We start from the raw sequence: 25,748 nt of genomic DNA on the forward strand, positions 1-25,748 counted from the left end.
CTCGTAGGGTCGGACCTGATGCCTGAGAACCCCGCACCCCCCGAGTCCGCCCCCGCCCGCCGTTCGGCCGTGCGGGTGCTGCTGCGGCTCTGGCCGTACGTCCGGCCCGTGCGCGGGCGGTTCCTCACCGCCGCCGCCGTCGCGATCGTCGCCTCCTGTCTGTCGCTGGTCATCCCCCTCGTCCTGAAGTGGCTGGTCGACGGACCGGTCGCGGACCGGGACCCGGGCGGGGTGTGGCTGGGGGCCCTCTACCTGCTGCTGCTCGGCTTCACCGAGGCCGTGCTGTTCGGTCTGCGCCGGTGGCTGGTGGCCCGGCCGCTCTCCTCGGTGGAGGCCCGGATGCGGGAGGACCTGTACGGGCGGCTCCAGCGGCTGCCGGTCGCCTTCCACGACCGGTGGGCCTCCGGGCAGCTGCTGTCGCGCGGCACCACGGACCTGATGATCATCCGGATGTTCCTGGCCTTCCCGCTGACCTTCCTGCTGGTCAACGCGGTGACGATCGTGGCCGGCTGTGCGCTGCTGCTCGCCCAGGACGCGGCGCTAGCCCTGGTGCTGCTGACGCCGGTGGTGCCGGTGATGGTGCTGTGCTCGTACTTCGAGCGGCGGTACGGGGTGGTGGCGCGGCGGGCGCAGGACCAGGTGGGCGATCTGACGACGGTGGTCGAGGAGAGCGTCCTCGGCATCCGGATCGTCAAGGGCTTCGGGCGGCACCGCAGCCAGGCGGAGGCGTTCCGCCGGCTCGCGGCGCTGCTGCGTTCCACGGAGCTGTCCAAGGCGCGGCTGCTCGCCACGATCTGGGCGCTGATCACGGTCCTGCCGGAGCTGGCGATCGGCGCCGCGCTGGTGCTGGGCTCGGTGCGGGTCGCGGACGGCGGGCTGTCGGCGGGCACCCTGGTGGCCTTCCTGTCGACGGCGCTCGCGCTGCGCTGGCCGGTGGAGTCGATCGGCTTCCTGCTCGCGATGAGCCAGGAGGCGGTGACGGCGACGGAGCGGTACTTCGAGGTGATGGACGCGCAGGAGGAGCGGGACGCGGTCGCTCCGGGCGGCGACGGCCCGGCGGTGCGGGGCGCCGCCGGGCTGCGGTTCGAGGGGGTGTCCTTCCGGTTCCCGGACGCGCCGGACGGCACCGCGCCCGTCCTGGACGGCATCGACCTGCACGTGCGGCCGGGCGAGACGCTGGCGCTGGTCGGGGCGACCGGCTCCGGCAAGACGACGCTGACGGCGCTGGTGCCGCGGCTGCACGAGGCGAGCGGCGGGCGGATCCTGCTGGACGGCGAGGACATCGCGCTGATGGCACGGGAGCGGCTGCGGACCCTGGTGTCGGTGGCGTTCGAGGAGCCGACCCTGTTCTCGGCGAGCGTCGGGGAGAACGTGCTGATGGGCGCCGAGGCGGCCGCCGGGGCGCCGGACCTGGACCGGGCGCTCGGGATCGCGCAGGCGGACGGCTTCGTCGGACGGCTGCCGGAGGGGGCCGGCACACAGGTCGGTGAGCAGGGGCTGAGCCTGTCGGGCGGTCAGCGGCAGCGGCTCGCGCTGGCCCGGGCGGTGGTCGGCCGGCCGCGCTTCCTGGTGCTCGACGACCCGCTGTCGGCGCTGGACGTGCACACCGAGGCGCGGGTGGAGGCGGCCCTGCGCGAGGTTCTGAGGGAGACGACGGCGCTGGTGGTGGCGCACCGGCCGTCGACGGTGATGCTGGCCGACCGGGTGGCGCTGCTGTCGGGCGGGCGGATCGCGGCGGTCGGCACCCATCAGGAACTGCTGCGGAGCAGCGCCGAGTACGCCTGGCTGATGTCGGGCGGTTCCGCGGGCGAGGGGTCCGTGGGGACGGGAGACGGGGAGCGATGACGGAGACCGTGCTCGCGCGGCCCGAGCGGCCGGAGCGGGAACCGGAGGGCGCGGGTCCCGGCGACCCGTTCGACCGGGACGACCTGCCGGCGCCGCGCGGGGCGACCGGGGCGCTGCTGCGTTCGCTGCTGGCCGCGCACCGGTTCCGGGTGACGGTGGCGGCGCTGGTGCTGCTGGTGAAGGAGGCGGCGGTCCAGGCGGGCCCGCTGCTCGTCGCGTACGCGATCGACCGGGGGGTGCCGGCCTTCCGGGCCGGGGACCACGGTCCGCTGGTCGCGGTGGCGGCCGGGTACCTGCTGTGCGCGGTGGGCGCGGGGGCGCTCCAGTACGCCTTCGTGCGGGGTGCGGCGCGGATCAACCAGGACGTGCTGCTCGACCTGCGGGGGCGGATCTTCCGGCACGCGCAGGTGCTGAGCGTGGACTTCCACGAGCGGTACACCTCGGGGCGGCTGATCTCGCGGTCGACGACGGACGTGGAGTCGCTGCGGGAGCTGCTGTCGGAAGGGCTCCAGGAGCTGATCGGGGTGGTGCTGTCGTTCGTGTCGATCTCCCTGGTGCTGCTCTGGCTGGATCTGGGGATCGGGGCGGTGGCGGTGGCCTCGTTCGGTCCGCTGTACCTGCTGGTGCGGATGTACCGGCGGCGGGCGGGCGCGGTGTTCGCGGAGCGGTCGACGGCGATCGCCGGGGTGATCGTGAAGTTCGCGGAGACGATGAACGGGATCCGGCCGGTGCGGGCGTTCCGCCGGGAGCGGGTGAACGACGCGGAGTTCGCGGGGCTGAACCACCGGCATGAGCGGAGCAACGGCGACGCGCTCCTGGAGATGGCCCGCTACGTGGTCGGTTCGCGGCTCGTGGCGAACACGGCGGTGGCCGGGATGTGCCTGTGGGGCGCGTACCGGGTGGCGGGCGGATCGCTGGAGCTGGGCGTGCTGGCGGCGGCGGTGCTGTACGTGCGGCGGCTGTACGACCCGATCGACCGGCTCGGGATGTTCCTCAACTCGTACGAGTCGGCGGCGGCGTCGCTGACCAAGATCGCGGGGCTGCTCGCGCAGGAGCCGGGCGTGCCGGAGGCGGTCGCTCCGCGCGAGCTGCCGGAGCGGGCCGGGGCTGCGCCGGGCCGTGAGGTGGTCTTCGACGGCGTGCGGTTCGCGTACCGGACCGGCGGCGAGGTGCTGCCCCGCTTCTCCCTGCGGATCCCGGCGGGCCAGACGGTGGCGGTGGTCGGGGCGACCGGTGCGGGCAAGTCGACGCTGGCGAAGCTGCTGGCGCGTTTCTACGACCCGACGGAGGGCCGGGTGCTGCTCGACGGGGTCGACCTGCGGGAGCTGGCGACGCCGGAGCTGCGGCGCGGGGTGGTGATGGTCACCCAGGAGGCGTTCCTGTTCTCCGGGACGGTCGCGGAGAACATCGCGATCGGGCGTCCGGACGCGACCCGGGAGGAGATCGAGCGGGCGGCGAAGGCGATCGGCGCGCACGAGTTCATCGCCGGGCTGCCGGACGGCTACGACACCGACGTACGGAAGCGGGGTGGCCGGATCTCGGCGGGTCAGCGCCAGTTGGTGGCCTTCGCGCGGGCGCTCCTCGCGGACCCGGCGGTGCTGATCCTGGACGAGGCGACGAGCTCGCTGGACGTGCCGGGCGAGCGGGCGGTGCAGCACGCGATGGACACGGTCCTGGCGGGCCGTACGGCGGTGGTCATCGCCCACCGCCTGTCCACGGTCGAGGTCGCGGACCGGGTCCTGGTCATGGAGGCGGGACGCGTCGTCGAGGACGGCACCCCCGCCGAACTGGTCGGCGGCGAAGGCCGCTACGCGGGCCTCCACCGCGCCTGGCGGGACTCCCTGACGGGCTGACGGCCGACGGGCCGACGGGCCGACGGGCCCCGGGCCGGCGCACCTCGCGCCCCGGGGCCCGGGAGTTCCCGGTACGCCGGCGGTCCCGGGGGCCCGGTGTCCCCGGGGTCCCCGGGGTCCCCGCGACCGGCCGAGGCCCGCGATGCCGGTGGTCACCGGCGTCCCCTCCCGCCGCGCCCCGGCGGCGCGGACGTCCGCAGGATGACGCCAGGGGCGATCCGGCGGGCAAGCCGTGCCGCCGCCGAGCGGAACGCGCGCTTCACGCCGACAGGTTTCGGCCATCGGTTCGGTAAAGGCGGCCGGTGTCCGAAGGGCGGGACGCGGGGCGGAGGGTGGCGGTCCGGATCCGCGGCCGTGCGGGGATCGCCGCACGGAGAACGGCGTGTGACCGGCCGTTCATGATCGATGAAACGTTCGCTTAACGAACACGTCCGTACGCGCAGCGGACGACTTCCGGCCAAGTTGTTGACGCGCCCCTGACAGATACCGCCGGTAGCTGCCAGTCTCTCCCCCGGTTCCTCGCAACCGCGTTCGTCGATTCACCCGATCGTGCGCCACCGCTCTGCTTGCTCCGCCCGGCCCGTCCACCCAGCGGCCGGTACCCCCCTCGCAAAAGGAGTTCGCGTGAGATCCACGCCCAGCCGCCGCGCCACCGCGACCGGCGCGCTCATCGCCGCCGCCGCCATGCTCGCCGTCGGCGTCCAGGCCGGCAGCGCCTCCGCCGACAACGCCGGGACGACCGCCCCCCAGGCGCAGGCCGCGGGGAAGGCCGACCCGGGCAAGCTCCCCGCCGACCTCTCCCCCGCCCAGCGCACCGCGCTGATCAAGGCCGCCGACGCCGACAAGGCAGAGACGGCCGAGGAGCTCGGTCTCGGCACGCAGGAGAAGCTGGTCGTCCGCGACGTGGTCCAGGACCGCGACGGCACCACCCACACCCGCTACGAGCGCACCTACGGCGGACTCCCCGTCCTCGGCGGCGACCTGATCGTGGCCGAGTCCCGCGCCGGGGCCACCACCGCGGTCTCCAAGTCCTCCCGCGCGGAGCTGAAGAACGTCGACCTCGCCGCGACCCTCGCCCCCGCCGCCGCGGAGAAGCAGGCCGTCGGCCTGGCCGCCGCCGAGGGCTCCAAGGCCACCAAGAGCGAGCGCGCCCCGCGCAAGGTCGTCTGGATGGGCCACGGCGGCGCCCCCGTCCTCGCCTACGAGACCGTCGTCGGCGGCCTCCAGCACGACGGCACCCCGAACGAGCTGCACGTCGTCACCGACGCCAAGACCGGCGCGAAGCTGTACGAGTGGCAGGCGGTGCACAACGGCACCGGCAACACCCAGTACAGCGGCCAGGTCACGCTCGGCACGGCGCCCTCGTACTCGCTGACCGACACCACCCGGGGCAACCACAAGACGTACAACCTCAACCGGGGGACGTCCGGCACCGGCACGCTCTTCTCCGGCGCGGACGACGTCTGGGGCGACGGCACCCCGCAGAACGCGGAGACCGCTGGCGCCGACGCCCACTACGGCGCGGCGCTCACCTGGGACTACTACAAGAACGTGCACGGCCGCAGCGGCATCCGCGGCGACGGCGTCGGCGCGTACTCCCGGGTCCACTACGGCAACGCCTACGTCAACGCCTTCTGGCAGGACTCCTGCTTCTGCATGACCTACGGCGACGGCGCGGGCAACACCAAGCCGCTCACCTCCATCGACGTGGCCGCGCACGAGATGACCCACGGCCTCACCTCGGTGACGGCCAAGCTCGTCTACAGCGGCGAGTCCGGCGGCCTCAACGAGGCCACCTCCGACATCTTCGCGGCGGCCGTCGAGTTCTACGCCAACAACCCGCAGGACCAGGGCGACTACCTCGTCGGCGAGAAGATCGACATCCGCGGCAACGGCACCCCGCTGCGGTACATGGACAAGCCGAGCAAGGACGGCTCCTCCAAGGACTACTGGTACTCCGGCATCGGCAACGTCGACGTCCACTACTCCTCGGGCCCGGCGAACCACTTCTACTACCTGCTCTCCGAGGGCAGCGGCGTCAAGACGGTCAACGGCGTCACCTACGACTCGCCGACCTCCGACGGCCTGCCCGTCACCGGCATCGGCCGGGACAAGGCCTCGCTGATCTGGTTCAAGGCGCTCACCACGAAGTGGACCTCGTCCACCAACTACGCGGGTGCCCGCACCGGCACGGTCGCCGTCGCCACCGAGCTGTACGGTGCGAACAGCCCCGAGGTCGCGGCCGTCGAGCACGCCTGGGCCGGCGTCAACGTCGGTTCCCGCCCCGGTGGCGGCAACCCCGGCGGCAAGGTCTTCGAGAACACCGCCGACGTGGCCATCCCGGACTCCCCCGGCGCCGCGGTCACCTCGACCGTGAACGTCACCGGCGTCACCGGCAACGCGCCGAGCAACCTCTCCGTCGGCGTGGACATCGTCCACACCTACAAGGGCGACCTCGTCGTCGACCTGGTCGCGCCCGACGGCTCGGTCTACAACCTCCACAACCGCACCGGCGGCAGCGCCGACAACATCGTCCAGACCTACACCGTGAACGCCTCCTCCGAGGTCGCCAACGGTGCCTGGAAGCTGCGCGTGCAGGACAAGGCCGGCGCCGACACCGGCTACATCAACGGCTTCAAGCTGACCTTCCCGTAACCCGGGAGGCGAGAGCCGGAAGCACCCGTGACGGACGCCCGGAGGGACCCATCCCTCCGGGCGTCCGCCCGTTCACCCCACCTCGTCCCTGGCTACCAGCCGGCCCGCCGCGAAGCACAGCCGGTAGACCGGCCGCTCCGCGAACACGGTCGCCCGGTAGTACCGGCACTCGTCCGCCCCGTCCGGTTCCGCCGGCAGCCCCGGCGGCCTCGCCTCCAGCGCGTGGTCCGGCAGGTCCTCCACGAGTTCCTCGTACTTCTGGCCGACCAGCAGCCGCGCGTAGTTGTCCGGCTCCAGGTACGAGCGGGCCTGCGACCACACCGCGACCCCCGCCGTCAGCACCGCCAGCGCGGCCAGCAGCGCCAGCGGGATCCAGATCGCCCGCACCAGATCCTGGCGCACCCGCCGCCGGGCGCGGTCCAGCTCGCGCGCCGAGGTCGGCGCGGCGGGCACCGACGCCGGCGCCCGCCGGGGCAGCTCCGCCGCCAGCGCGAAGCCGCCGCCCCGCACCGGGCCGTGGGTCAGCGTGCCGCCCGCGAGCCGCACCCGCTCGTCGAGACCGACGAGGCCGGAGCCCCCGGTGGCGGCCGGCCCCGCCACGGTGCCGGGCCCGCTCTCCACCCGTACGCTCACCCGCTGCCCGGTCTCCCGGACCTCGACCGAGACGGCGGCGCCCGGGGCGTGCTTCGCCGCGTTCGTCAGCCCCTCCCGCACCACCCGGTGCAGCGCCCGGCCCGCCATCCCCGGCAGCTCCGGCGGGACGCCGACGAGCGTCACGTCGAGCCCCGAGGACCGCGCCCGCTCCACCAGCTCGCCGGCCGTCTCGTCGGACGGGGTCGTCGGCGCCCCGGCGCCCTCCTCCCGCAGCACCCCGATGACGTCCCGCAGCCGCTCGGTCGCCTCCGCCGCCGCGAGGCGCAGCTCGCCCGCCGCGCGCTGCTGCTCGGGCCCGAGCCCCGGATCCACCTCCAGGGCGCCCGCCCGCACCGCGATCAGCGCCAGGTCGTGGCCGAGGGAGTCGTGCATGTCCCCGGCGATCCGGGACCGCTCCCGCAGCCGCTCCCGGTCGGCCACCGCCGCCTGCTCGCGCTCCATCCGGTCCGCCAGCTCCCAGCCGCTGCGCACCAGCCGGTCGTACTGGCGCACGTACCGGCCGACCAGCCAGGGCGCCACGATCGCCAGCGCGAGGGCGAGGAGCAGGGTGAACCAGGGGCCGAGGGAGGTGCCGGTGAGCCGGGTGAGGAGCAGCCCGACGGCCGCGACGGCGCCGAAGAGCCAGAGCGAGCCGCGGGTGTGGTCCTGCCGCCGCCCGGCGAGGTAGCCGAAGGCGACGAGGGCGAGGCTGTACGAGGGGGTGAAGAGCTCCAGGGTGGCGGGCAGGCTCGCCGCGACCGTCACCGCGAGCGGCAGCAGCGGCCACCGGCGGCTGACGGCGACGCAGCCGCCGAGGACGGTGATCCCGGAGGCGACCTGGAGCCAGGAGCCGCCGTCGTTCGGGTCGGAGCGGAGCAGCACGGGGACGGAGAGCAGCAGCCACAGCGCGAGGTCGAAGAGGCGGCGGCGCGCCGGGGAGGTCTCAGGCACCGTCCGGGTCCCGCCCGTCCGGTCCGGGGCCGTACCCGTGCGGGTGCGCGTCGCCGACGAGTCCCGCCTCGTGGGCGAGGACGGCGAGCTGGACCCGGTTGCGCAGGCCGAGCCGGCCGAGGACCGCGCTCACATGGGCCTTGACCGTGCCCTCGACGACGTACATCCGGGCGGCGATCTCCTGGTTGGAGCAGCCGGCGGCGAGCAGCGAGACGACCTCCCGTTCGCGGCCGGTGAGCGGGGCCAGCCGGGCGCGGGCGGCGGCGGCGCGGGTGAGCCGCTCGCCGCCGAGGGTGTCGATGACGCGGCGGGCGACGGTGGGCGAGAGCGCGGCGCCGCCGGCGGCGACCGCGCGGACCCCGGCGATCAGCTCGCGCGGGTCTCCGGACTTGAGGAGGAAGCCACCGACGCCGCCGCCGAGGGCGCGGGCGATGTAGTCGTCCTCGGAGAAGGTGGTGAGCATGACGACCGCCGTTCCCGGCTGGGTGCGGCGCAGGGCGTCGGCGGCGGCGAGGCCGTCGAGGCGGGGCATCCGGATGTCGAGGAGGGCCACGTCCGGCCGGTGCAGCCGGGCCAGCTCCACCGCCTCGTGACCGTCGCCCGCCTCGGCCACCACCTCGATCCCCGGGTCGGTGGTGAGGATGGCCCGCACCCCGGCACGGATCATCGCCTCGTCGTCGGCGAGCAGCACTCTGATCATGCGGTCCAGCCTAGGGCGGGGCCGGTGGCACCCGGGGCCCCGCGGGAGCCCCGGGTGTCCGGGGGCTACCTCAGGAGCACTCCGGCGCCCTCGCCGGCCTCGCCGGTGCCGTCCTCCGGCAGGGCCAGGAGGCCGAGCTCGGCGGGGTGGGCGAGGCGGGGGTGGGCGGGCAGGACGCGGACGGTGCAGCCGAAGGGGCCGGTGCGGTCGAGCTCCAGGGTGCCCGCGTAGGGCTGCCGGCCCTCCAGGTCCGGGCCGCCGGCGGGCTTGAGCGTGACGGCGCGGGTGTCGGTGAGGGTGTCGTCGGCGGCGGCGCGGCCGGTGACCGCCTGCACCTCGACGTCATCGGGGGTGAGGCCGCCGAGCGCGACCCCGACCCGGACGACCGGGGTGGCGCCCAGTTCGGCGCCGGCCTCCGCGAGGTCGTCGCCGATCTCCACGTGGTCGACCGAGACGCCCGGCCAGGCGGACCGGACCCGTGTCTTCCAGGCGGCGAGCTCGCGGGCCCGGTCCGGGGTGAGCGCCCGGCGGGCGGTGGCGGCGGGGACGTACAGCCGCTCCACGTACTCCTGGACCATCCGGTCGGCGAGGACCTTGGGGCCGAGTTCGGCGAGGGTGCGGCGGACCATGGCGGTCCAGGCGGCGGGGACGCCGTCGGGGCCGCGGTCGTAGAAGCGGGGGGCGACCCGGCGTTCGATCAGTTCGTAGAGGGCGGCGGCCTCCAGGTCGTCGCGCCGCTCCTCGTCGGCCGCGGCGGCCCCGTCGGCGGTGGGGATCGCCCAGCCGAACTCGGGCTCGAACCACTCGTCCCACCAGCCGTCGAGGACGGAGAGGTTGAGGCAGCCGTTGAGCGCGGCCTTCATCCCGCTGGTGCCGCACGCCTCCAGGGGGCGGAGGGGGTTGTTGAGCCACACGTCGCAGCCGGGGTACAGGCCGCGGGCCATCTCCATACCGTAGTCGGGCAGGAAGACGATCCGGTGCCGGACCCGGGGGTCGTCGGCGAAGCGGACCAGCTCCTGGACGAGCTTCTTGCCGCCGTCGTCGGCCGGGTGGGCCTTGCCGGCGACGACCAGCTGCACCGGGCGCTCGGGGTGGAGCAGCAGGGCGCGCAGCCGGTCCTTGTCGCGGAGCATCAGGGTGAGCCGCTTGTACGAGGGGACCCGGCGGGCGAAGCCGATGGTGAGGACCTCGGGGTCGAGGACGGTGTCGGTCCAGCCGAGTTCGGCGCCGGCGGCGCCGCGCTGGCGCCAGGAGGCCCGCACCCGGTCGCGGACGTCGGCGACGAGCCGGGTGCGCAGGGTGCGGCGCAGCTCCCACAGCTCGCGGTCGCTCGCGTCGGGGCCGAGGCGGCCGACCTCGGGGGCGGTCCAGGTGGGGGCGTGGACACCGTTGGTGATGGAGGTGATCGGCACCTCCTCGGCGTCGAAGCCGGGCCAGAGCCCGGCGAACATGGCGCGGCTGACGGCGCCGTGGAGGGTGGAGACGCCGTTGGCGCGCTGGGCGAGGCGCAGGCCCATGGCGGCCATGTTGAAGACGGTGGGGTCGCCGCCGAGCGGGGTCTCGTCGCCGAGGGCGAGGATCCGGCCGGTGTCGAGGCCGGGCAGGGCGCCGTCGTCGCCGAGGTGGCGGGCGACGAGCCCTCGGTCGAAGCGGTCGATGCCGGCGGGGACGGGGGTGTGGGTGGTGAAGACGGTGCCGGCCCGGACGGTCTCCAGGGCGGCTTCGAAGTCCATTCCCTCGCCCTGGAGTTCGCGGATCCGTTCGAGGCCGAGGAAGCCGGCGTGGCCCTCGTTGGTGTGGAAGACCTCGGGTGCGGGGTGGCCGGTGAGGCGGGTGTACGTGCGGACCGCGCGGACACCGCCGATGCCGAGCAGCATCTCCTGGAGGAGCCGGTGCTCGCTGCCGCCGCCGTAGAGCCGGTCGGTGACGGCCCGCTCGCCGGGGGCGTTCTCCTCGACGTCCGAGTCGAGCATGAGCAGCGGGACCCGTCCGACCTGGGCGATCCACAGGTGGGCGTGGAGGCTGCGGCCGCCGGGCAGGGCGAGGGTGATGCGGGCGGGGGCGCCGTCGGCCTCGCGGAGCAGGGTGACGGGCAGCTCGCCGGGGTCGAGGACGGGGTACTGCTCCTGCTGCCAGCCGTCGCGGCCGAGGGACTGCCGGAAGTAGCCGTGCCGGTAGAGGAGCCCGACGCCGACGAGGGGGACGCCGAGGTCGCTGGCGGACTTGAGGTGGTCGCCGGCGAGGATGCCGAGCCCGCCGGAGTACTGGGGCAGGGCGGCGGCGACGCCGAACTCGGGCGAGAAGTAGGCGAGGGCGGCGGGCCCGTCGCCGGCTGCGCGCTCCTGGTACCAGCGGGGCCGCTCCAGGTAGGCGTCGAGGTCGTCGGCGGCGGCGGTGAGCCGGGCGAGGAAGTCCCGGTCGGCGGCGAGCGCGGCGAGCCGGGGGGCCTCCAGGGCGCCGAGGACCCGCACCGGGTCGGCCCCGGCGAGCCCTTCGGGGGCGAGGGAGTCGAAGAGGGCGCGGGTCGGTTCGTGCCAGGACCAGCGCAGGTTGCGCGCCAGGGCGGCGAGGGGTCGGAGGGTGTCGGGGAGGACAGGACGCACGGTGAATCGACGGATTGCCTTCACGTGTCCCACCTTCGCAGGCCGGTGACGGAACGGAGCGGACGCACCACGCTGTGCGCCCGGCGTGCCGCACCGAGCGTAGGGCCTGGATCCGGGCGCGGACGGGGCGCCCGGGGGCGCGGACGGAGCGTCAGGGGGCGCGCCCGGCACGGGTCCGGTCCGTCGCGCCCCGCCTCCGGGGCGTCACGGGCCGGTCCGTGCCGCCTCCGGAGCGCCCCGCCTCCGGTCCGTCAGGGCGCTTCGCCGATGCCCAGGGCCTGTACGTCGACGAGGTTGAACGCCTCGTGGACGTAGACGTTGGTCAGCCGCGGGTTGCGGTAGTTGAGGACCTTCTCGGCGCTGAACGGCAGGTAGTACGCGCCGTCGGTGACGCGGTGGTTGGCCTCCTGGTAGAGGCGGGTCGCCGCGTCCTCGTCGGTCTCCGCCGACGCCCGGTCGAACAGTTCGTCGATCTGGGGGTCGTTCACCCGGGCGTAGTTGCTGTTGGCCTGGGTCCTGCCCGGGGTGCTGTCGGCGAGGGGCTGGAGGAAGCCGGCGCCGGTGGGGAAGTCGGCCCCCCATCCCAGGACGAGCATGCCGATCCCCTTGTCCTTCAGGGTTCCGGGAGAGCTCAGGGCGGCGAAGTAGGCGGAGACGTCGTCGAACCGCTCGATGTCGAGCGTGATGCCGGCGGCCTTCAGGTCGCTCTGGAGGGCGGTGACCACCTGGACGTCCTTGTGGTTGCCGCCGTTGACGGCGATCTTCACGGTGAAGCCGTCGGGCTTGCCGCACGCCCGCAGCGCGTCCTTCGCCTCCTGCCGCCGGGGCGCGCCCCCGGTCAGGCCGAAGGGGTCGTAGGAGTCGGCGCCCCGGACGGTCGGGGGCAGCATGCTGCCCTGCGGCGAGGAGAACGTGTCGCCGCCGCGCGCGGTCCGCAGGGCCTTGGTGCCGGTCGCGTACACCACCGCCTTGCGGCAGTTGACGTTGTTCAGCGGGGCGGTGTCGGAGATCATCCCGGCCATCCGGAGGTATCCGCTGTACGGGTTGTCCGTCTGGGCCTTGAGCTTCGGATCCGACAGCGCCCTGGGTGCCGCCTCCTGCCCCAGGCCGACCTGGGAGGCGTCCAGGTCGGCGGTGCCGGCGAGCAGCCGCTGGTCGGCCTTGTCCTGGTCGGGCTCGATGGTCAGCTCGACGCGGTCCGGCAGCGCCTTGCGGAGCGGGTCGGTCGCGGGGTCCCAGTTCTCGTTGCGGACGAGGACCAGCGACCTGTCCTGCCGGTACGTGGAGAAGCGGTACGGGCCCGAGGAGAGGGGCTTGGTCCCGTAGTCGGCCTTGGTGTCGCGCTCCCGGGGCACGGGGGCCGTCGCGCCCATGGTGAGCAGGTACGGGAACCGGGAGTCGGCCTCGGCCAGCCGGAAGACGAGCGTGCGGTCGTCGGGTGTCTCGACGGACCGCAGGCCCGTCCTCCCCGTGTCCTTGTACGGGCCCTGGTACTTCTGCTTCTGGTCGAGGACGTCGACGAGGTACGTGGGTCCGCCGGCGATCTCCGGCGCGAAGGTGCGCTCGATGCCGTACTTGACGTCGGCGGCGGTGATCGACGAGCCGTCCTCGTACTTCAGACCGCTCTTCAGCCGGAACGTGTAGGTCCGGCCGTCGGAGGACACCTCGGGCTGTGCCTCGGCCAGGTCCGGGACCACCGAGAGGCCGTCCGCGCCCGGTGCGGCCGCGTAGGTCATGAGGGTGCGGGTGTAGAGCCGCTGCATGTTCCACACCCACCCCGAGTAGGAGCGGGCCGGGTCCCAGGAGTCGGCGTCCATCCAGCTCACCAGGCGCAGGGTGCCGCCCTTCTTGTCGGAGGGGTTGACGATCTTGCCGATCGCGCCGTTGAAGCCCCCGTCGGACGTGGGAGAGCCCTTCCCCTGGCCCTGCCCCTTCCCCTGGCCCTGCTGCTGCCCCTGCTTCCCGGACGGGTCGTCCTTCTGGGAGAGGACCACGGCGGTGGTGCCGCCTCCCGCCACCAGGGCGACGCCGAGGGCGATCGCCGCGATCCTGCGGCCCCGGGTGCGACCGGGCGCGCGGACCGGACCGCCGCCGGGACCGGGGGGATACGGGGCGGGGGCGGGGCCGGGGGCGGTGGCCGCGTACGGGTTGCCGGGGTACGGGGTGCCGGCGGGGTACGTGGCCGGCATCGCGGGCGGAGGCGTCGGCGGCATCGCGGGCGGAGGCGTGGACGGGGTCGCGGGGGGCGGCGTGGACGGCGTCGCGGGAGGCGGCGTGGCCGGCATCGCGGGCGGTGCGGCGGGGCCCTTCGCGAGCGGGACGCGGGGGTCCGGCCTGGGCTCCGCGCCGGCCTGGTGTGCCGGTGAGGTCCACGCGTGCGGCGCCGGCCCGGGAGCGGGAGCGGCGGGAGTCGGGGCCGGCGGCGCGGGAGTGGCACCGGCCACCGGTCCGACGACGCCCGCCACGTCACCGAGGGCCGTCACCACCGCCTCCGGCAGCCAGTGGGTCTCCGTCGCCGGCCCTCCCCCGTAGGTGTGGCCGCTGCCCTCGCCGAGCAGCGCCGCGAACTCCGCGAGCAGCTCCGGCACGGTGGGCCGAACGGCGGGGTCCTTGGCCAGGCACCGGGCGACGAACTCCACTCCCGGCGGCAGCAGGCGCAGGTCGGGTTCCCCGTACACGGCCCGGAAGTTCACGGAGTGCGCGGAGCCGGTCCCGAACGGCCCGGCGCCGGTGGCGGCGAAGGCCAGCACCGCGCCCAGCGCGAACACGTCGGTCGCCGGGCCGACGGCGGTTCCCGCGACCTGCTCGGGCGACATGAAGCCGGGGGTGCCGATCACCGTCCCCGTCTGCGTCAGGACGTGCGACTCGGCGATGAGCGAGATGCCGAAGTCGATCACCCGGGGGCCGTCGGGGGCGATCAGCACGTTCGACGGCTTCAGGTCGCGGTGGACGAGACCCGTGCCGTGGATGGCCTCCAGGGCTTCGACGAGCCCCGCTCCCAGGTAGAGCAGCGAGCGCAGGGGCCAGGCGCCGTGCGCGCGCACCGCCGTCTCCAGGGGCAGCCCGGGGACGTAGGCGGTGGCGAGCCAGGGCGGCGAGCCGAGCGGGTCGGCGTCGACCACGGCCGCGGTGAAGAAGCCGGTGACCCGCCGCGCGGCCTCCACCTCGCGGACGAACCGGCGCTGGAACTCGGGGTCCTCGGCGAGTTCGGCGCGCACCACCTTGACGGCGACCATCCGGCCGCTCGTGGAGCGCCCCAGGTAGACGCGTCCCATGCCGCCCGCCCCGAGGCGCGCGAGAATCCGGTACCGCCCGACCTGCCGCGGATCCGACCCGTCCAGCGCTTGCAAGACCGCCCCCGTCCCCGGCGCCGCATCCCCTGGGCGCCGTGACGATTAGATCAGATCGGCCGCCGGGCCCCGCGGTCCGGTTCGCGCCCCGCGGGGTGCGGCGGCCCGGTACTCCCCCGGGGTCATGCCGTAGGTGGTGCGGAAGGCCAGGTGGAAGCCGACCCTGCTGCGGTAGCCGACGCGGGCGGGTACGGCCGACTGGGGGAGCCCGGTCTCGGCGAGCAGCCGGGCGGCCTCCCGTATCCGCCGGGCCGTCAGACGGCGGGCCGGGGGTGTGCCGACGGCCTCGCGGAAGGCGGCGGTGAAGGCGGAGCGGGACATCCCGGCCTCGCGGGCGAGGGTGACCACCGTCCAGGGCTCGGCGTAGCGGGTCTCGATGGCGGCGACGGCGCGGCCGATGCCGGGGTGGGGGTACGGGCCTGACGGGGGCCGGGGCGCGGCGGCCAGGACGAGGGCGGTCTCCAGGGCCCGCAGGGCGAGCAGCCGGTCGCCGGGTCCGGGGCGGCGGCCGGGGGCGGCGAGCAGGGCGAGGGTGTCGCGGAGCAGCGGGGCGGCGTCGACGCGGGCCCGTTCGAGGCGGAGGGCCCGGGGCAGGGCGGTGACGAGGGGCGACGCGGCCCGGCGGTCGTATCCGGCGCGGACGGTCAGCAGCCGGACTCCGGTGTCCGGTCCGCCGAGTTCGAGCACCGCGGCGGCGGGGCCGGACGGGGGCGGGGTGCCGGAGGCCCCGGGTCCGGCGGCGAGCCGGTGGCGGGCGCCGGTGGGCAGCAGCGCGAGGTCGCCGGCCGCGAGGTCGAGGGCCGCCGCCCCCGCCGCGGCGAGCCGGCACCTTCCGGCCAGGACGTGGTGGAGGACGGCCCGGGCGTCGCCGGTCTCCGTGTCCATGGGGGTCTCCCGTTCTCGCACCGGTCCCGAAGGACCGTCAGCGTAGCGAGGGCGGGGAGGGGGTCCGGTGCTCCGCGCGGCGCCCGGCGGATTTCTTGTCCGGCTCGCGTCCTTGCCCGGCCCCCTACGCCCTAGTAGTTAACAAAGGGCCGGATTGCCCACCCGCGAACCTGGGGAAGGCTCCACCGGTACCCCCCGAATCCGTTGTCCCCGTACCCGTCTTCATCCCTGTGGGCCCGCCATCCGAGTGAACGCGGAGGGGCGCGGCGATGCCGTCCTCCCCCCGGCCTCCGGCGCGGCTAGAAAGAGCGCACCACCACCCGCACCCCCGCAAACCGTCAGGTGATGCTGTGAATCCGCTCATGGGACGCATTCCCGTACTGGACGTCCGCCCGCTGGTCGACTGTGGCCGGCGCCCCGCGAAGGCTGTGGCCGGCGAGACCTTCGAGGTCTCGGCGACCGTTTTCCGCGAGGGCCACGACGCGGTCGCCGCCAATGTCGTACTGACCGGCCCGACCGGCCGGACCGGACCGTGGACCCCGATGCGCGAGCTGGCCGAGGGCACCGACCGCTGGGGTGCCGAGGTCACCCCGGACGCCGAGGGCCTGTGGACGTACACCGTCGAGGCGTGGAGCGACCCGCTGGCGACCTGGCGCCACGCGGCGAAGATCAAGATCCCGGCCGGGATCGACTCCGAACTCGTCCTGGCCGAGGGCGCGGAGCTGCACGAGCGGGCCGCCAAGGGCGTCCCGAAGAAGGGCGGCGGCCGGGAGGCGGTGCTCGCGGCGGCGGACGCGCTGCGCGACGAGTCCCGGCCGGCCGCCGCCCGGCTCGCCGCGGCGCTCGCGCCGCGGGTGACGGAGACCCTGGACCGGCATCCGCTGCGCGAACTGGTCTCCACCTCACCGGTGTTCCCCCTCCGGGTGGAGCGGGAGCGGGCGCTGTACGGCTCCTGGTACGAGTTCTTCCCGCGCTCGGAGGGCGTGCGGAAGGTCAAGGGCCGTACCGTGCCCGGGAATTTCCGCACCGCCGCGGAACGCCTGCCGGCCATCGCGGCGATGGGCTTCGACGTGGTCTACCTGCCGCCGATCCACCCGATCGGCGAGACGCACCGCAAGGGCCCCAACAACGCGCTGTCGGCGGCCCCGGGCGATGTCGGCGTGCCGTGGGCGATCGGTTCGCCGGAGGGCGGGCACGACGCGGTCCACCCGGACCTGGGCACGATCGAGGACTTCGACGCCTTCGTGGAGCGGGCCCGGGAACTGCGCCTGGAGATCGCGCTGGACTTCGCGCTCCAGTGCTCGCCCGACCACCCGTGGGTGGAGAAGCACCCGGAGTGGTTCCACCACCGCGCGGACGGCTCGATCGCGTACGCGGAGAACCCGCCGAAGAAGTACCAGGACATTTACCCGATCGCGTTCGACAAGGACATGGACGGCCTGGTCGCCGAGACCGTGCGGGTCATGCGGCACTGGATGGACCACGGGGTGCGGATCTTCCGGGTGGACAACCCGCACACCAAGCCGGTGGTGTTCTGGGAGCGGGTGATCGGGGAGATCAACGACCGCGACCCGGACGTGATCTTCCTGGCGGAGGCGTTCACCCGGCCGGCGATGATGCGGACCCTGGGCGCGGTCGGCTTCCAGCAGTCGTACACGTACTTCACCTGGCGGAACACGAAGGACGAGCTCACCGAGTACCTGACCGAGCTGTCCGGGGACGTGGCGGCGCAGATGCGGCCCAACTTCTTCGTGAACACCCCGGACATCCTGCACGCCTACCTCCAGGAGGGCGGCCGGCCGGCCTTCGAGGCGCGGGCGGTCCTCGCGGCGACGCTCTCGCCGACCTGGGGGATCTACGCCGGGTACGAGCTGTGCGAGAACACCGCGCTGCGCCCGGGCAGCGAGGAGTACCTGGACTCGGAGAAGTACCAACTCCGGCCGCGTGACTGGGAGTCGGCGGAGCGCTCGGGCGCGACGATCACTCCGCTGATCACCTCCCTGAACCGGATCCGGCGCCGTCACCCGGCCCTCCGGCGCCTCCGGAACCTGTCCTTCCACGGGACGGACAACCCCCAGGTGATCGCGTACTCGAAGAAGTCGGGTTCGAACACCGTTCTGGTGGTCGTCAACCTCGACCCGCACCACACCCAGGAGGCGACGCTCTCGTTGAACATGCCGGAACTCGGCCTCGGCTGGCACGAGACCGCTCCGGTGCGCGACGAGCTCACCGGCGACACCTATCACTGGGGCAGGAGCGCCTACGTGCGCCTGGAACCGGGCGTCACGCCCGCGCACGTGCTCGTCCTGCGACCGTCCCCGCAGACCGGAGGGTCACCCACCTCATGACTGTCAACGATCCCGTCCCCGACACCTTCGAGGACACCCCCGCCAAGGACCGCGACCCCGACTGGTTCAAGCGGGCCGTGTTCTACGAGGTCCTCGTCCGGTCCTTCCAGGACAGCAACGGCGACGGCGTCGGCGACCTGAAGGGCATCACGTCCCGGCTGGACTACCTCCAGTGGCTCGGCGTGGACTGCCTGTGGCTGCCGCCGTTCTTCAAGTCCCCGCTGCGCGACGGCGGCTACGACGTCGCCGACTACACCTCGGTCCTCCCCGAGTTCGGCGACCTCGCCGACTTCGTGGAGTTCGTGGACGCGGCGCACCAGCGCGGGATGCGCGTGATCATCGACTTCGTCATGAACCACACCAGCGACCAGCACCCGTGGTTCCAGGAGTCGCGGCGCGACCCGGAGGGCCCGTACGGCGACTACTACGTCTGGGCCGACGACGACAAGCAGTACCCGGACGCCCGGATCATCTTCGTCGACACCGAGACCTCCAACTGGACCTTCGACCCGGTCCGCAAGCAGTACTACTGGCACCGCTTCTTCTCGCACCAGCCGGACCTCAACTACGAGAACCCGGCGGTGCGGGAGGGGATCCTGTCGGCGCTGAAGTTCTGGCTCGACCTGGGGATCGACGGCTTCCGGCTGGACGCGGTGCCGTACCTGTACCAGCAGGAGGGCACCAACTGCGAGAACCTGCCGGCGACGCACACCTTCCTCAAGCAGGTCCGCAAGGAGATCGACGACCACTACCCGGACACGGTGCTGCTGGCCGAGGCCAACCAGTGGCCCGAGGACGTCGTGGACTACTTCGGCGACTTTCGGTCCGGCGGCGACGAGTGCCACATGGCCTTCCACTTCCCGGTCATGCCGCGGATCTTCATGGCCGTGCGGCGCGAGTCCCGCTACCCGGTCTCCGAGATCCTGGCGAAGACGCCGGAGATCCCCTCCGGCTGCCAGTGGGGCATCTTCCTCCGCAACCACGACGAGCTCACCCTCGAGATGGTCACGGACGAGGAACGCGACTACATGTACGCCGAGTACGCCAAGGACCCGCGGATGCGGGCCAACATCGGCATCCGGCGGCGGCTCGCCCCGCTCCTCGACAACGACCGCAAGCAGATGGAGCTGTTCACCGGGCTGCTCTTCTCCCTGCCGGGCTCGCCGGTGCTGTACTACGGCGACGAGATCGGCATGGGCGACAACATCTGGCTCGGTGACCGGGACGGGGTGCGGACCCCGATGCAGTGGACCCCGGACCGGAACGCGGGCTTCTCCTCCTGCGACCCGGGCCGGCTCTACCTGCCGGCCATCATGGACCCGGTCCACGGCTACCAGGTGACGAACGTGGAGGCGGGGATGGCCTCGCCATCCTCGCTGCTGCACTGGACGAAGCGGATGATCGAGATCCGCAAGCAGAACCGCGCCTTCGGGACGGGCACGTACACCGAACTGCCGTCCTCCAACGCGGCGGTGCTCGCCTTCCTCCGCGAGGCCGCTCCGGAGGAGGGAGAGGACGCCGACCTGGTGCTGTGCGTGAACAACTTCTCGCGGTTCGCGCAGCCGACCGAGCTGGACCTGCGGCGCTTCGCCGGGATGCGGCCCGTCGAGCTGATCGGCGGGGTGGAGTTCCCGGCGGTCGGCGAGCTGCCGTATCTGCTGACGCTGGCGGGTCACGGCTTCTACTGGTTCCGCATGAAGCGGAGTTGACATTTCGTCAGCTTCGTATTCGCCTCGGGCGGGGCGGTTTCCGCCGCCCCGCCCGGGGAACTGTGTCCCACACACGAACCCGCCCGATCCTGGGCCCTTCTGATCCATCCCGGTCCATCCGTATGGATCTTCCCTTTCCGACACGTCCCGCACATCCGGACAGCCCCAGCCGCCATCCGGGACAATCTGCGCATTTGAATGCCTACGACGCCCAACTGCGCGCCCCGGGGAAAGGACGCGATGCCATGCCGGAGACCGCATCCACCGCCCGGGCCACGGACGCCCTCCTTCCGTCCCTGACACCCCTGCTCCACGAATGGCTGCCCCGGCAGCGCTGGTTCGCGGGCAAGGGCCGCCGGGTCACCGGATTCACGCTGGACGCGGCCACCGAGCTGCTGCCCCTGGACGGCGCCGGCCCCGGACTGCTCCACCTCCTGCTGCGGGTCGAACAGCCGGGCCGTCCGGCCGGTGAACCCGCCGACTGCTACCAGATCCTCCTCGGCGTGCGGAGCCAGCTGCCGCCGCGGCTCGCCCCCGCCCTCATCGGACGCGTCCGGCAGGGCCCGCTGGCCGGCCGCGCCGTCTACGAGGGGCTGCGCGACCCGCGCCTCGCCGGGCTCCTGTACGAGCGGCTGCGCACCCCCGGCCGCACCGGACCGCTCCGCTTCCACGCCACCCGCGCGCTGCCCGGGGCGCTCGCCCCCCGGGTCCTCGACGCCGAGCAGTCCAACTCCTCGCTCGTCTTCGGCGACGCGTACATCCTCAAGATCTTCCGCCGGGTCAGCCCCGGCGCCAACCCGGATCTCGAACTGCCCCTCGCCCTCGGGCAGGCCGGCTGCGCCCGCGTCCCGGCGCCGGTGGCCTGGTTCGAGTCGGGGGCGGCGACGCTGGGCGTCCTCCAGCCCTATCTGCGGGACTCGCGGGACGGCTGGCGGCTGGCGCTCGACGCGCTGGCGGCGGGGCGGGAGTTCACCGCCGAGGCGCGGGCGCTCGGCCGGGCCACCGCCGAGGTGCACCTCGCCCTCGCCGAGGCCCTGCCCACCCAGCGGCTGCCGCGCGCCGAGACGGAGGGCCTCGCCGCCGCGATGGACCGGCGGCTGCACGCCGCCGCCCAGGCCGTGCCCGCGCTGCTGCCGTACGTGCCCGGACTGCGGGCCGTCTTCGCGGCGGCGGGCGACGCGGAGGGGGCGGGCGCGGTGCAGCGCATCCACGGCGACCTGCACCTCGGGCAGACGCTGCGCGGCTCCGACGGCGCCTGGGCCGTCATCGACTTCGAGGGCGAGCCGGCGAAGCCCCTCGACGAGCGGCGGCGCCCGCAGCCGACCGTCCGCGACGTCGCCGGCATGCTGCGCTCCTTCGACTACGCGGCCCGCACCCACCGGCCCTGGAACGCGGACTGGGCGGCACGGTGCCGGGCGGCGTACTGCACGGGCTACGCGGAGGCCGCGGGCGCGGATCCGCGCGCCGACCCCGCGCTGCTGCGCGCCTACGAGACGGACAAGGCCGTCTACGAGGTCGTCTACGAGGCGCGCCACCGTCCCGACTGGCTCCCCGTCCCCATGTCCGCCATCCACCGCCTCTCCGCCCCCCGATGACCCCTCCCTGCGCGCCGCCGTCCCGTCGCGGGCGGCGGCGGGAGATGGCCCGTTCGGCGGAGTGTCCCGGCGGGCCACGGGCGCGTTGCCCTATTCGTACACTTTCTCAGCATTCTGGAGGCTTCCGGTGACCGCCAAGACGCCCCGCACGGCGCCCCCTCTCGACCCCGGCGAGCGCGCGCGGCTCCTCGCCGGAGAGCACCACGATCCGCACGCGCTGCTCGGCGCCCACCCGGTGAAGGGCGGGGTGGTCGTGCGGGTGCTGCGCCCCTGGGCCCGGAGCGTGGCGGCCGTGCTGCCGAAGGGGCGGAGGGTCGAACTGCGCGACGAGGGCGACGGCCTGTTCTCGGCGCTCGTACCGCTGCTGCGCAAGGTCCCGGCGTACGAGCTGCGGGTGTCGTACGGCGACGGGGAGCTCGCGGTCCAGGACCCGTACCGGCACCTTCCGTCCCTCGGCGAGCTGGACCTGCACCTGATCGGCGAGGGCCGGCACGAGGAGCTGTGGACCGCGCTGGGCTCGCGGGTGATGACGCACGGCGGGGTGGCCGGCACCCGCTTCGCCGTGTGGGCGCCGAACGCGCGCGGGGTGCGGGTCACCGGTGAGTTCACGCACTGGGACGGCACCGGCCTGCCGATGCGCTCCCTCGGCTCGACCGGCGTGTGGGAGCTGTTCGTGCCGGGTGTCGGCGAGGGGGCGGTCTACAAGTACGACATCACCCGCCCGGACGGCTCGCACACGGTCCGCGCCGACCCGATGGCCCGCCGCACCGAGTGCCCGCCGGACACGGCCTCGATCGTCACCGAGTCGCACTACGAGTGGAGCGACCAGGAGTGGATGGCCCGGCGCGGGGCCCGCCCGCCGCACGAGGCGCCGATCTCCGTGTACGAGCTCCACCTGGCCTCCTGGCGGCCCGGCCTGAACTACCGCCAGCTGGCCGAGGAGCTGCCCGCGTACGTGCGGGAACTCGGCTTCACGCACGTGGAGTTCATGCCGGTCACCGAGCATCCCTTCGGCGGCTCCTGGGGCTACCAGGTCACCGGCTTCTACGCGCCGACCGCCCGCCTGGGCACCCCGGACGACTTCAAGTTCCTGGTGGACGCGCTGCACCGGGCCGGGATCGGCGTGCTGATGGACTGGGTCCCGGCGCACTTCCCGAAGGACGACTGGGCGCTGGCCGAGTTCGACGGGCGGCCGCTGTACGAGCACGCCGACCCGCGCCGCTCGCACCACCCGGACTGGGGCACGCTGGAGTTCGACTACGGCCGCAAAGAGGTGCGGAACTTCCTCGTCGCCAACGCGGTGTACTGGTGCCAGGAGTTCCACGTCGACGGCCTGCGGGTGGACGCGGTCGCCTCGATGCTCTACCTCGACTACTCCCGCGAGTACGGCGAGTGGCTGCCGAACGAGTACGGCGGCCGGGAGAACCTGGACGCGGTCGCCTTCCTCCAGGAGATGAACGCCACCGTCTACCGCCGCTGCCCCGGCATCGTCACCTTCGCCGAGGAGTCGACGGCCTGGGACGGGGTGACCCGGGCGACGGACCTGGTCGGCCCGGGCGGTCACGGCGGGCTCGGCTTCGGCATGAAGTGGAACATGGGCTGGATGCACGACTCGCTCCAGTACATGGAGAAGGAGGCGGTGCACCGCAAGTACCACCACCACGAGATGACCTTCTCGATGGTGTACGCGTACAGCGAGAACTACATCCTGCCGATCTCGCACGACGAGGTGGTGCACGGCAAGCGGGCGCTGGTGTCGAAGATGCCCGGCGACTGGTGGCAGCGGCGCGCCAACCACCGCGCCTACCTGGGCTTCATGTGGGCCCACCCCGGCAAGCAGCTCCTCTTCATGGGGCAGGAGTTCGCACAGGGCTCGGAGTGGTCGGCGGACCACGGGCCGGAGTGGTGGCTGCTCGACCCGGAGTACGGGGCGGAGGCCGACCACCGGGGCGTGAAGGACCTGGTGCGGGACCTGAACCGGGTCTACACGGCGACGCCGTCGCTGTGGGAGCGGGACACCGTGCCCGAGGGGTTCCGGTGGGTGGTCGGGGACGCCGCCGACGACAACGTCCTCGCCTTCCTGCGCTACGACGGCTTCGGCTCGCCGCTCCTCGCCGTCTGCAACTTCTCCCCCGTCGTCCGGCACGACTACCGGCTGGGCGTGCCGGACTCCTTCGCCGCCTGGGGCGAGGTGCTGAACACGGACGCGGCCCGGTACGGCGGTTCGGACGTGGTCGGCACCGACCCGGTGAAGACCGAGTCGGTGCCGTGGCACGGCCGGGAGGCCAGTGTCCGGATGACGCTGCCGCCGCTCGCGACGGTCTGGCTCAGGCCCGCCTGAGCCGCGCCCGCCCGGCCCGACCCCGGCGGCTCAGGCCCGCCTGACGATCCCGAGCCGCTGGGTGGCCCGGGTCAGCGCCACGTACAGGTCGTTCGTGCCGTGCGGGGCGCCGGCCCGGATGCCGTCCGGGTCGACGACGAGGACGGTGTCGAATTCGAGACCCTTCGCCTGGCGGGGGTCGAGGAGGACCACCGGGCGGGTCAGGTCGGGCTTCGGACCGTACGAGGCGTCGGGGAGGGCCGCGACCAGGCCGGGGAGCAGCTCCGCCGGGGCGATCACGGCGAGCCGGCCCTCGGCGCCGGCCTCGGCCGCGACGGCGTCGGCGGTCTCCTTCACCGGGTCCTCGACGCTCCGGTCCCAGGGCTCGACGCCGGTGGAGCGGACCGAGCCGGGCGGCTCGAAGGAGGGGTCGTCCTCCCGGCGCACGGCGGCGGCGACCGCCATGATCTCGGCGGGGGTGCGGTAGTTGACCCCGAGCCGCACGTGCTGCCAGCGGTCCTGCACGTACGGGGCGAGGATCGCGTCCCACGCGCCGACGCCGGCCGGGTCACCGGTCTGGGCGGGGTCGCCGACCAGGGTCATCGAGCGGGTGGGGCTGCGGCGCATCAGGAGCCGCCACTGCATCGCGGACAGCTCCTGCGCCTCGTCGACGATGATGTGGCCGAAGGCCCAGGTGCGGTCGGCGGCGGCCCGCTCGGCGGCGGTGCGGTGGTCGGCCTCCTCGTGCCGCTCGGCGAACCGCTCGGCGTCGATGATGTCGTGGGCGGACAGCACCTCGGAGGCGTCCTCGTCGAGTTCCTCCTTGTCCTCGAACTCGTAGGTGCGGGAGGCGAAGGAGACGTCGAGGACGCCCTGCGCGTACTGCACCTGGCGCTGCCGCTCGGCCTCCTGCGCGGCGCGGGCGGCCGAGTCGTCGTGACCGAGGAGTTCGGCGGCCTCGTCGAGGAGCGGTACGTCGCCCGGGGTCCAGGCGCCGCCCTCGCGGCGGATCGCGGCCGCGTCCTCCTCGGGGAGGTGGGTGGGCTCGGCGAGGTAGTCGGCGAGGAACTCCCCGGGGGTGAGCTCGGGCCAGAGCGAGTCGATCGCGGCGTGCACGTCGGCGTTGGCGGCGATGCCCTTGGCGAGCAGGGCGATGTCGTCGGGGCCGAGGAAGTTCGGTCCTCCGTAGGGGTCGGCGCCGATCCGGTCGGCGAGCTGCGCGGCGAGCGCGTCGAGGATCCGGAAGGCGAAGTAGGGGCGGGCGAGGTTGTGCGGGAGGACGGTCTCGCGCGCCTTGTGGCGGGCCTCCAGGGCCATGTCCCAGTCGATGACCAGGTCGCCGTCCTCGTGCGGCACGACCAGCGGTGCGCCGCGCTCGGGGACCTGCTGCCGGTCGCGTACGGCCGCCGCGAGCGCGTCGGCCATCCGCGCGTCGCCCTTCACGGCGGCGGCGCGGGCGGTGTCGGTGCCGGTGGCGCGGACGCCCGGGTACAGCTCGCCGGGGGTGGCGAGCAGGACGCCGGTCTCGCCGAGCGAGGGCAGCACGTTGCCGATGTAGCCGAGGAAGGCGGGGTTGGGGCCGACGATGAGGACGGCCCGCTTGGCGAGCTGCTCGCGGTGGGCGTAGAGGAGGTAGGCGGCGCGGTGCAGGGCGACCGCGGTCTTGCCGGTGCCGGGTCCGCCCTCGACGACGAGGACGCCGGCGTGCGGGGAGCGGATGATGGCGTCCTGCTCGGCCTGGATGGTCTGCACGATGTCGTGCATCCGGCCGGTGCGGGCGGCGTCGAGCGCGGCGAGCAGCACCTCGTCCGCGTCCCGGCCCTCGTGTCCCGAGCGGGTGCGGTCGGCGAGGTCGAGGACCTCGTCGTGGAGCGAGACGACCTCGCGGCCCCGGGTGGTGAGGTGTCTGCGGCGGGTCAGGCCCATGGGCTCGTGGCCGGTGGCGAGGTAGAAGGGGCGGGCGATCTCGGCGCGCCAGTCGACGACGAGCGGGGTGCGCTGCGGGTCGTCCTCGCGCAGGCCGATGCGCCCGATGTGGTGGTCGCGGCCGTCGCGGAAGACGAGCCGGCCGAAGCAGAGCCCGGTCTCTCCCGCGTTGAAGGCGGCGAGCAGTCCCGACTGCTCGGCCACCATGATGTCCCGCTCCAGGCGCGACTGCGCGCTCCCGGCCCCGGGCGTCCTGAGCGCCTCGCCCACGGCGGCCTCGGCCCGGTCCCGCAGAGCGTCGAGCCGCGCGTAGAGCGAGGTGATGAATTTCTGCTCTTCCCGAATTGGCTCGGTTGACAATTCGACTCCCAGCGC

13 protein-coding genes are annotated in these 25,748 nt (G+C 74.0%); 7 read left to right on the plus strand and 6 right to left on the minus strand.

All coding sequences use genetic code 11. The features are described from left to right. The first annotated feature begins 18 nt into the window (after positions 1-18). The 3 genes from ACFYT9_RS15230 to ACFYT9_RS15240 all read left to right on the plus strand — a co-directional run bounded on the left by ACFYT9_RS15230 (position 19) and on the right by ACFYT9_RS15240 (position 6,353). The gene (locus ACFYT9_RS15230; protein ID WP_389163683.1) at positions 19-1,845 is read left to right on the plus strand and encodes an ABC transporter ATP-binding protein; all 1,827 of its coding nucleotides are present in this window, start codon (positions 19-21) and stop codon (positions 1,843-1,845) included. Continuing rightward, on the plus strand, positions 1,842-3,698 hold the full coding sequence (locus ACFYT9_RS15235) for an ABC transporter ATP-binding protein (protein WP_389163686.1): 1,857 nt from the start codon (positions 1,842-1,844) through the stop codon (positions 3,696-3,698). Before ACFYT9_RS15230 ends, ACFYT9_RS15235 begins: the two co-directional genes overlap by 4 nt. 624 nt (positions 3,699-4,322) lie before the next feature. Beyond that, entirely contained in the window at positions 4,323-6,353 is a 2,031-nt protein-coding gene (locus ACFYT9_RS15240) for a M4 family metallopeptidase (RefSeq protein WP_389163689.1), read from the plus strand. A gap of 72 nt (positions 6,354-6,425) precedes the next feature. Here ACFYT9_RS15240 and ACFYT9_RS15245 read toward each other — a convergent pair whose 3' ends face one another. From ACFYT9_RS15245 to ACFYT9_RS15265, 5 genes are all read right to left on the minus strand, one after another. Next, a complete protein-coding gene (locus tag ACFYT9_RS15245; RefSeq protein WP_389163693.1) occupies positions 6,426-7,937 on the minus strand; it encodes a sensor histidine kinase in 1,512 nt (503 codons plus the stop codon). Next, positions 7,930-8,637 (minus strand): response regulator transcription factor, encoded by a 708-nt coding sequence (locus tag ACFYT9_RS15250; protein ID WP_389163695.1) that lies wholly within the window; start codon positions 8,635-8,637, stop codon positions 7,930-7,932. The genes ACFYT9_RS15245 and ACFYT9_RS15250 overlap by 8 nt, the downstream gene beginning before the upstream one ends. Positions 8,638-8,702: 65 nt before the next feature. Then, positions 8,703-11,264, minus strand: coding sequence for an alpha-glucan family phosphorylase (gene glgP, locus ACFYT9_RS15255; protein WP_389163698.1), 2,562 nt, complete (start codon positions 11,262-11,264; stop codon positions 8,703-8,705). Positions 11,265-11,491: 227 nt separating this feature from the next. Next, positions 11,492-14,590 (minus strand): ABC transporter substrate-binding protein, encoded by a 3,099-nt coding sequence (locus tag ACFYT9_RS15260; RefSeq protein ID WP_389163701.1) that lies wholly within the window; start codon positions 14,588-14,590, stop codon positions 11,492-11,494. Positions 14,591-14,635: 45 nt separating this feature from the next. Further along, positions 14,636-15,475 (minus strand): AraC family transcriptional regulator, encoded by an 840-nt coding sequence (locus ACFYT9_RS15265; protein WP_389163703.1) that lies wholly within the window; start codon positions 15,473-15,475, stop codon positions 14,636-14,638. 362 nt (positions 15,476-15,837) lie between these two features. On the opposite strand from ACFYT9_RS15265, the gene ACFYT9_RS15270 reads away from it, so the two are divergent. From ACFYT9_RS15270 to glgB, 4 genes are all read left to right on the plus strand, one after another. Continuing rightward, on the plus strand, positions 15,838-17,823 hold the full coding sequence (locus tag ACFYT9_RS15270; RefSeq protein ID WP_389163705.1) for an alpha-1,4-glucan--maltose-1-phosphate maltosyltransferase: 1,986 nt from the start codon (positions 15,838-15,840) through the stop codon (positions 17,821-17,823). Continuing rightward, complete coding sequence (gene treS / locus ACFYT9_RS15275; protein ID WP_387272963.1) at positions 17,820-19,532, plus strand: maltose alpha-D-glucosyltransferase; 1,713 nt, start codon at positions 17,820-17,822, stop codon at positions 19,530-19,532. The genes ACFYT9_RS15270 and treS overlap by 4 nt, the downstream gene beginning before the upstream one ends. A 245-nt stretch (positions 19,533-19,777) precedes the next feature. Then, positions 19,778-21,127, plus strand: a complete 1,350-nt coding sequence (locus ACFYT9_RS15280) for a maltokinase (protein WP_376598201.1) — start codon at positions 19,778-19,780, stop codon at positions 21,125-21,127. A 127-nt stretch (positions 21,128-21,254) separates the two neighbouring features. Beyond that, positions 21,255-23,468: a 1,4-alpha-glucan branching enzyme gene (glgB, locus tag ACFYT9_RS15285; protein ID WP_387272961.1), complete on the plus strand. Its 2,214-nt coding sequence runs from the start codon at positions 21,255-21,257 to the stop codon at positions 23,466-23,468. A 30-nt stretch (positions 23,469-23,498) separates the two neighbouring features. On the opposite strand, the gene ACFYT9_RS15290 is transcribed toward glgB, so the two are convergent. Continuing rightward, on the minus strand, positions 23,499-25,733 hold the full coding sequence (locus ACFYT9_RS15290) for a HelD family protein (protein WP_389163710.1): 2,235 nt from the start codon (positions 25,731-25,733) through the stop codon (positions 23,499-23,501). Positions 25,734-25,748 lie beyond the last annotated feature (15 nt).

It is taken from the genome of Streptomyces sp. NPDC004435 (genome assembly GCF_042873895.1).
In the GTDB taxonomy this organism is placed as follows: Bacteria; Actinomycetota; Actinomycetes; order Streptomycetales; family Streptomycetaceae; genus Streptomyces.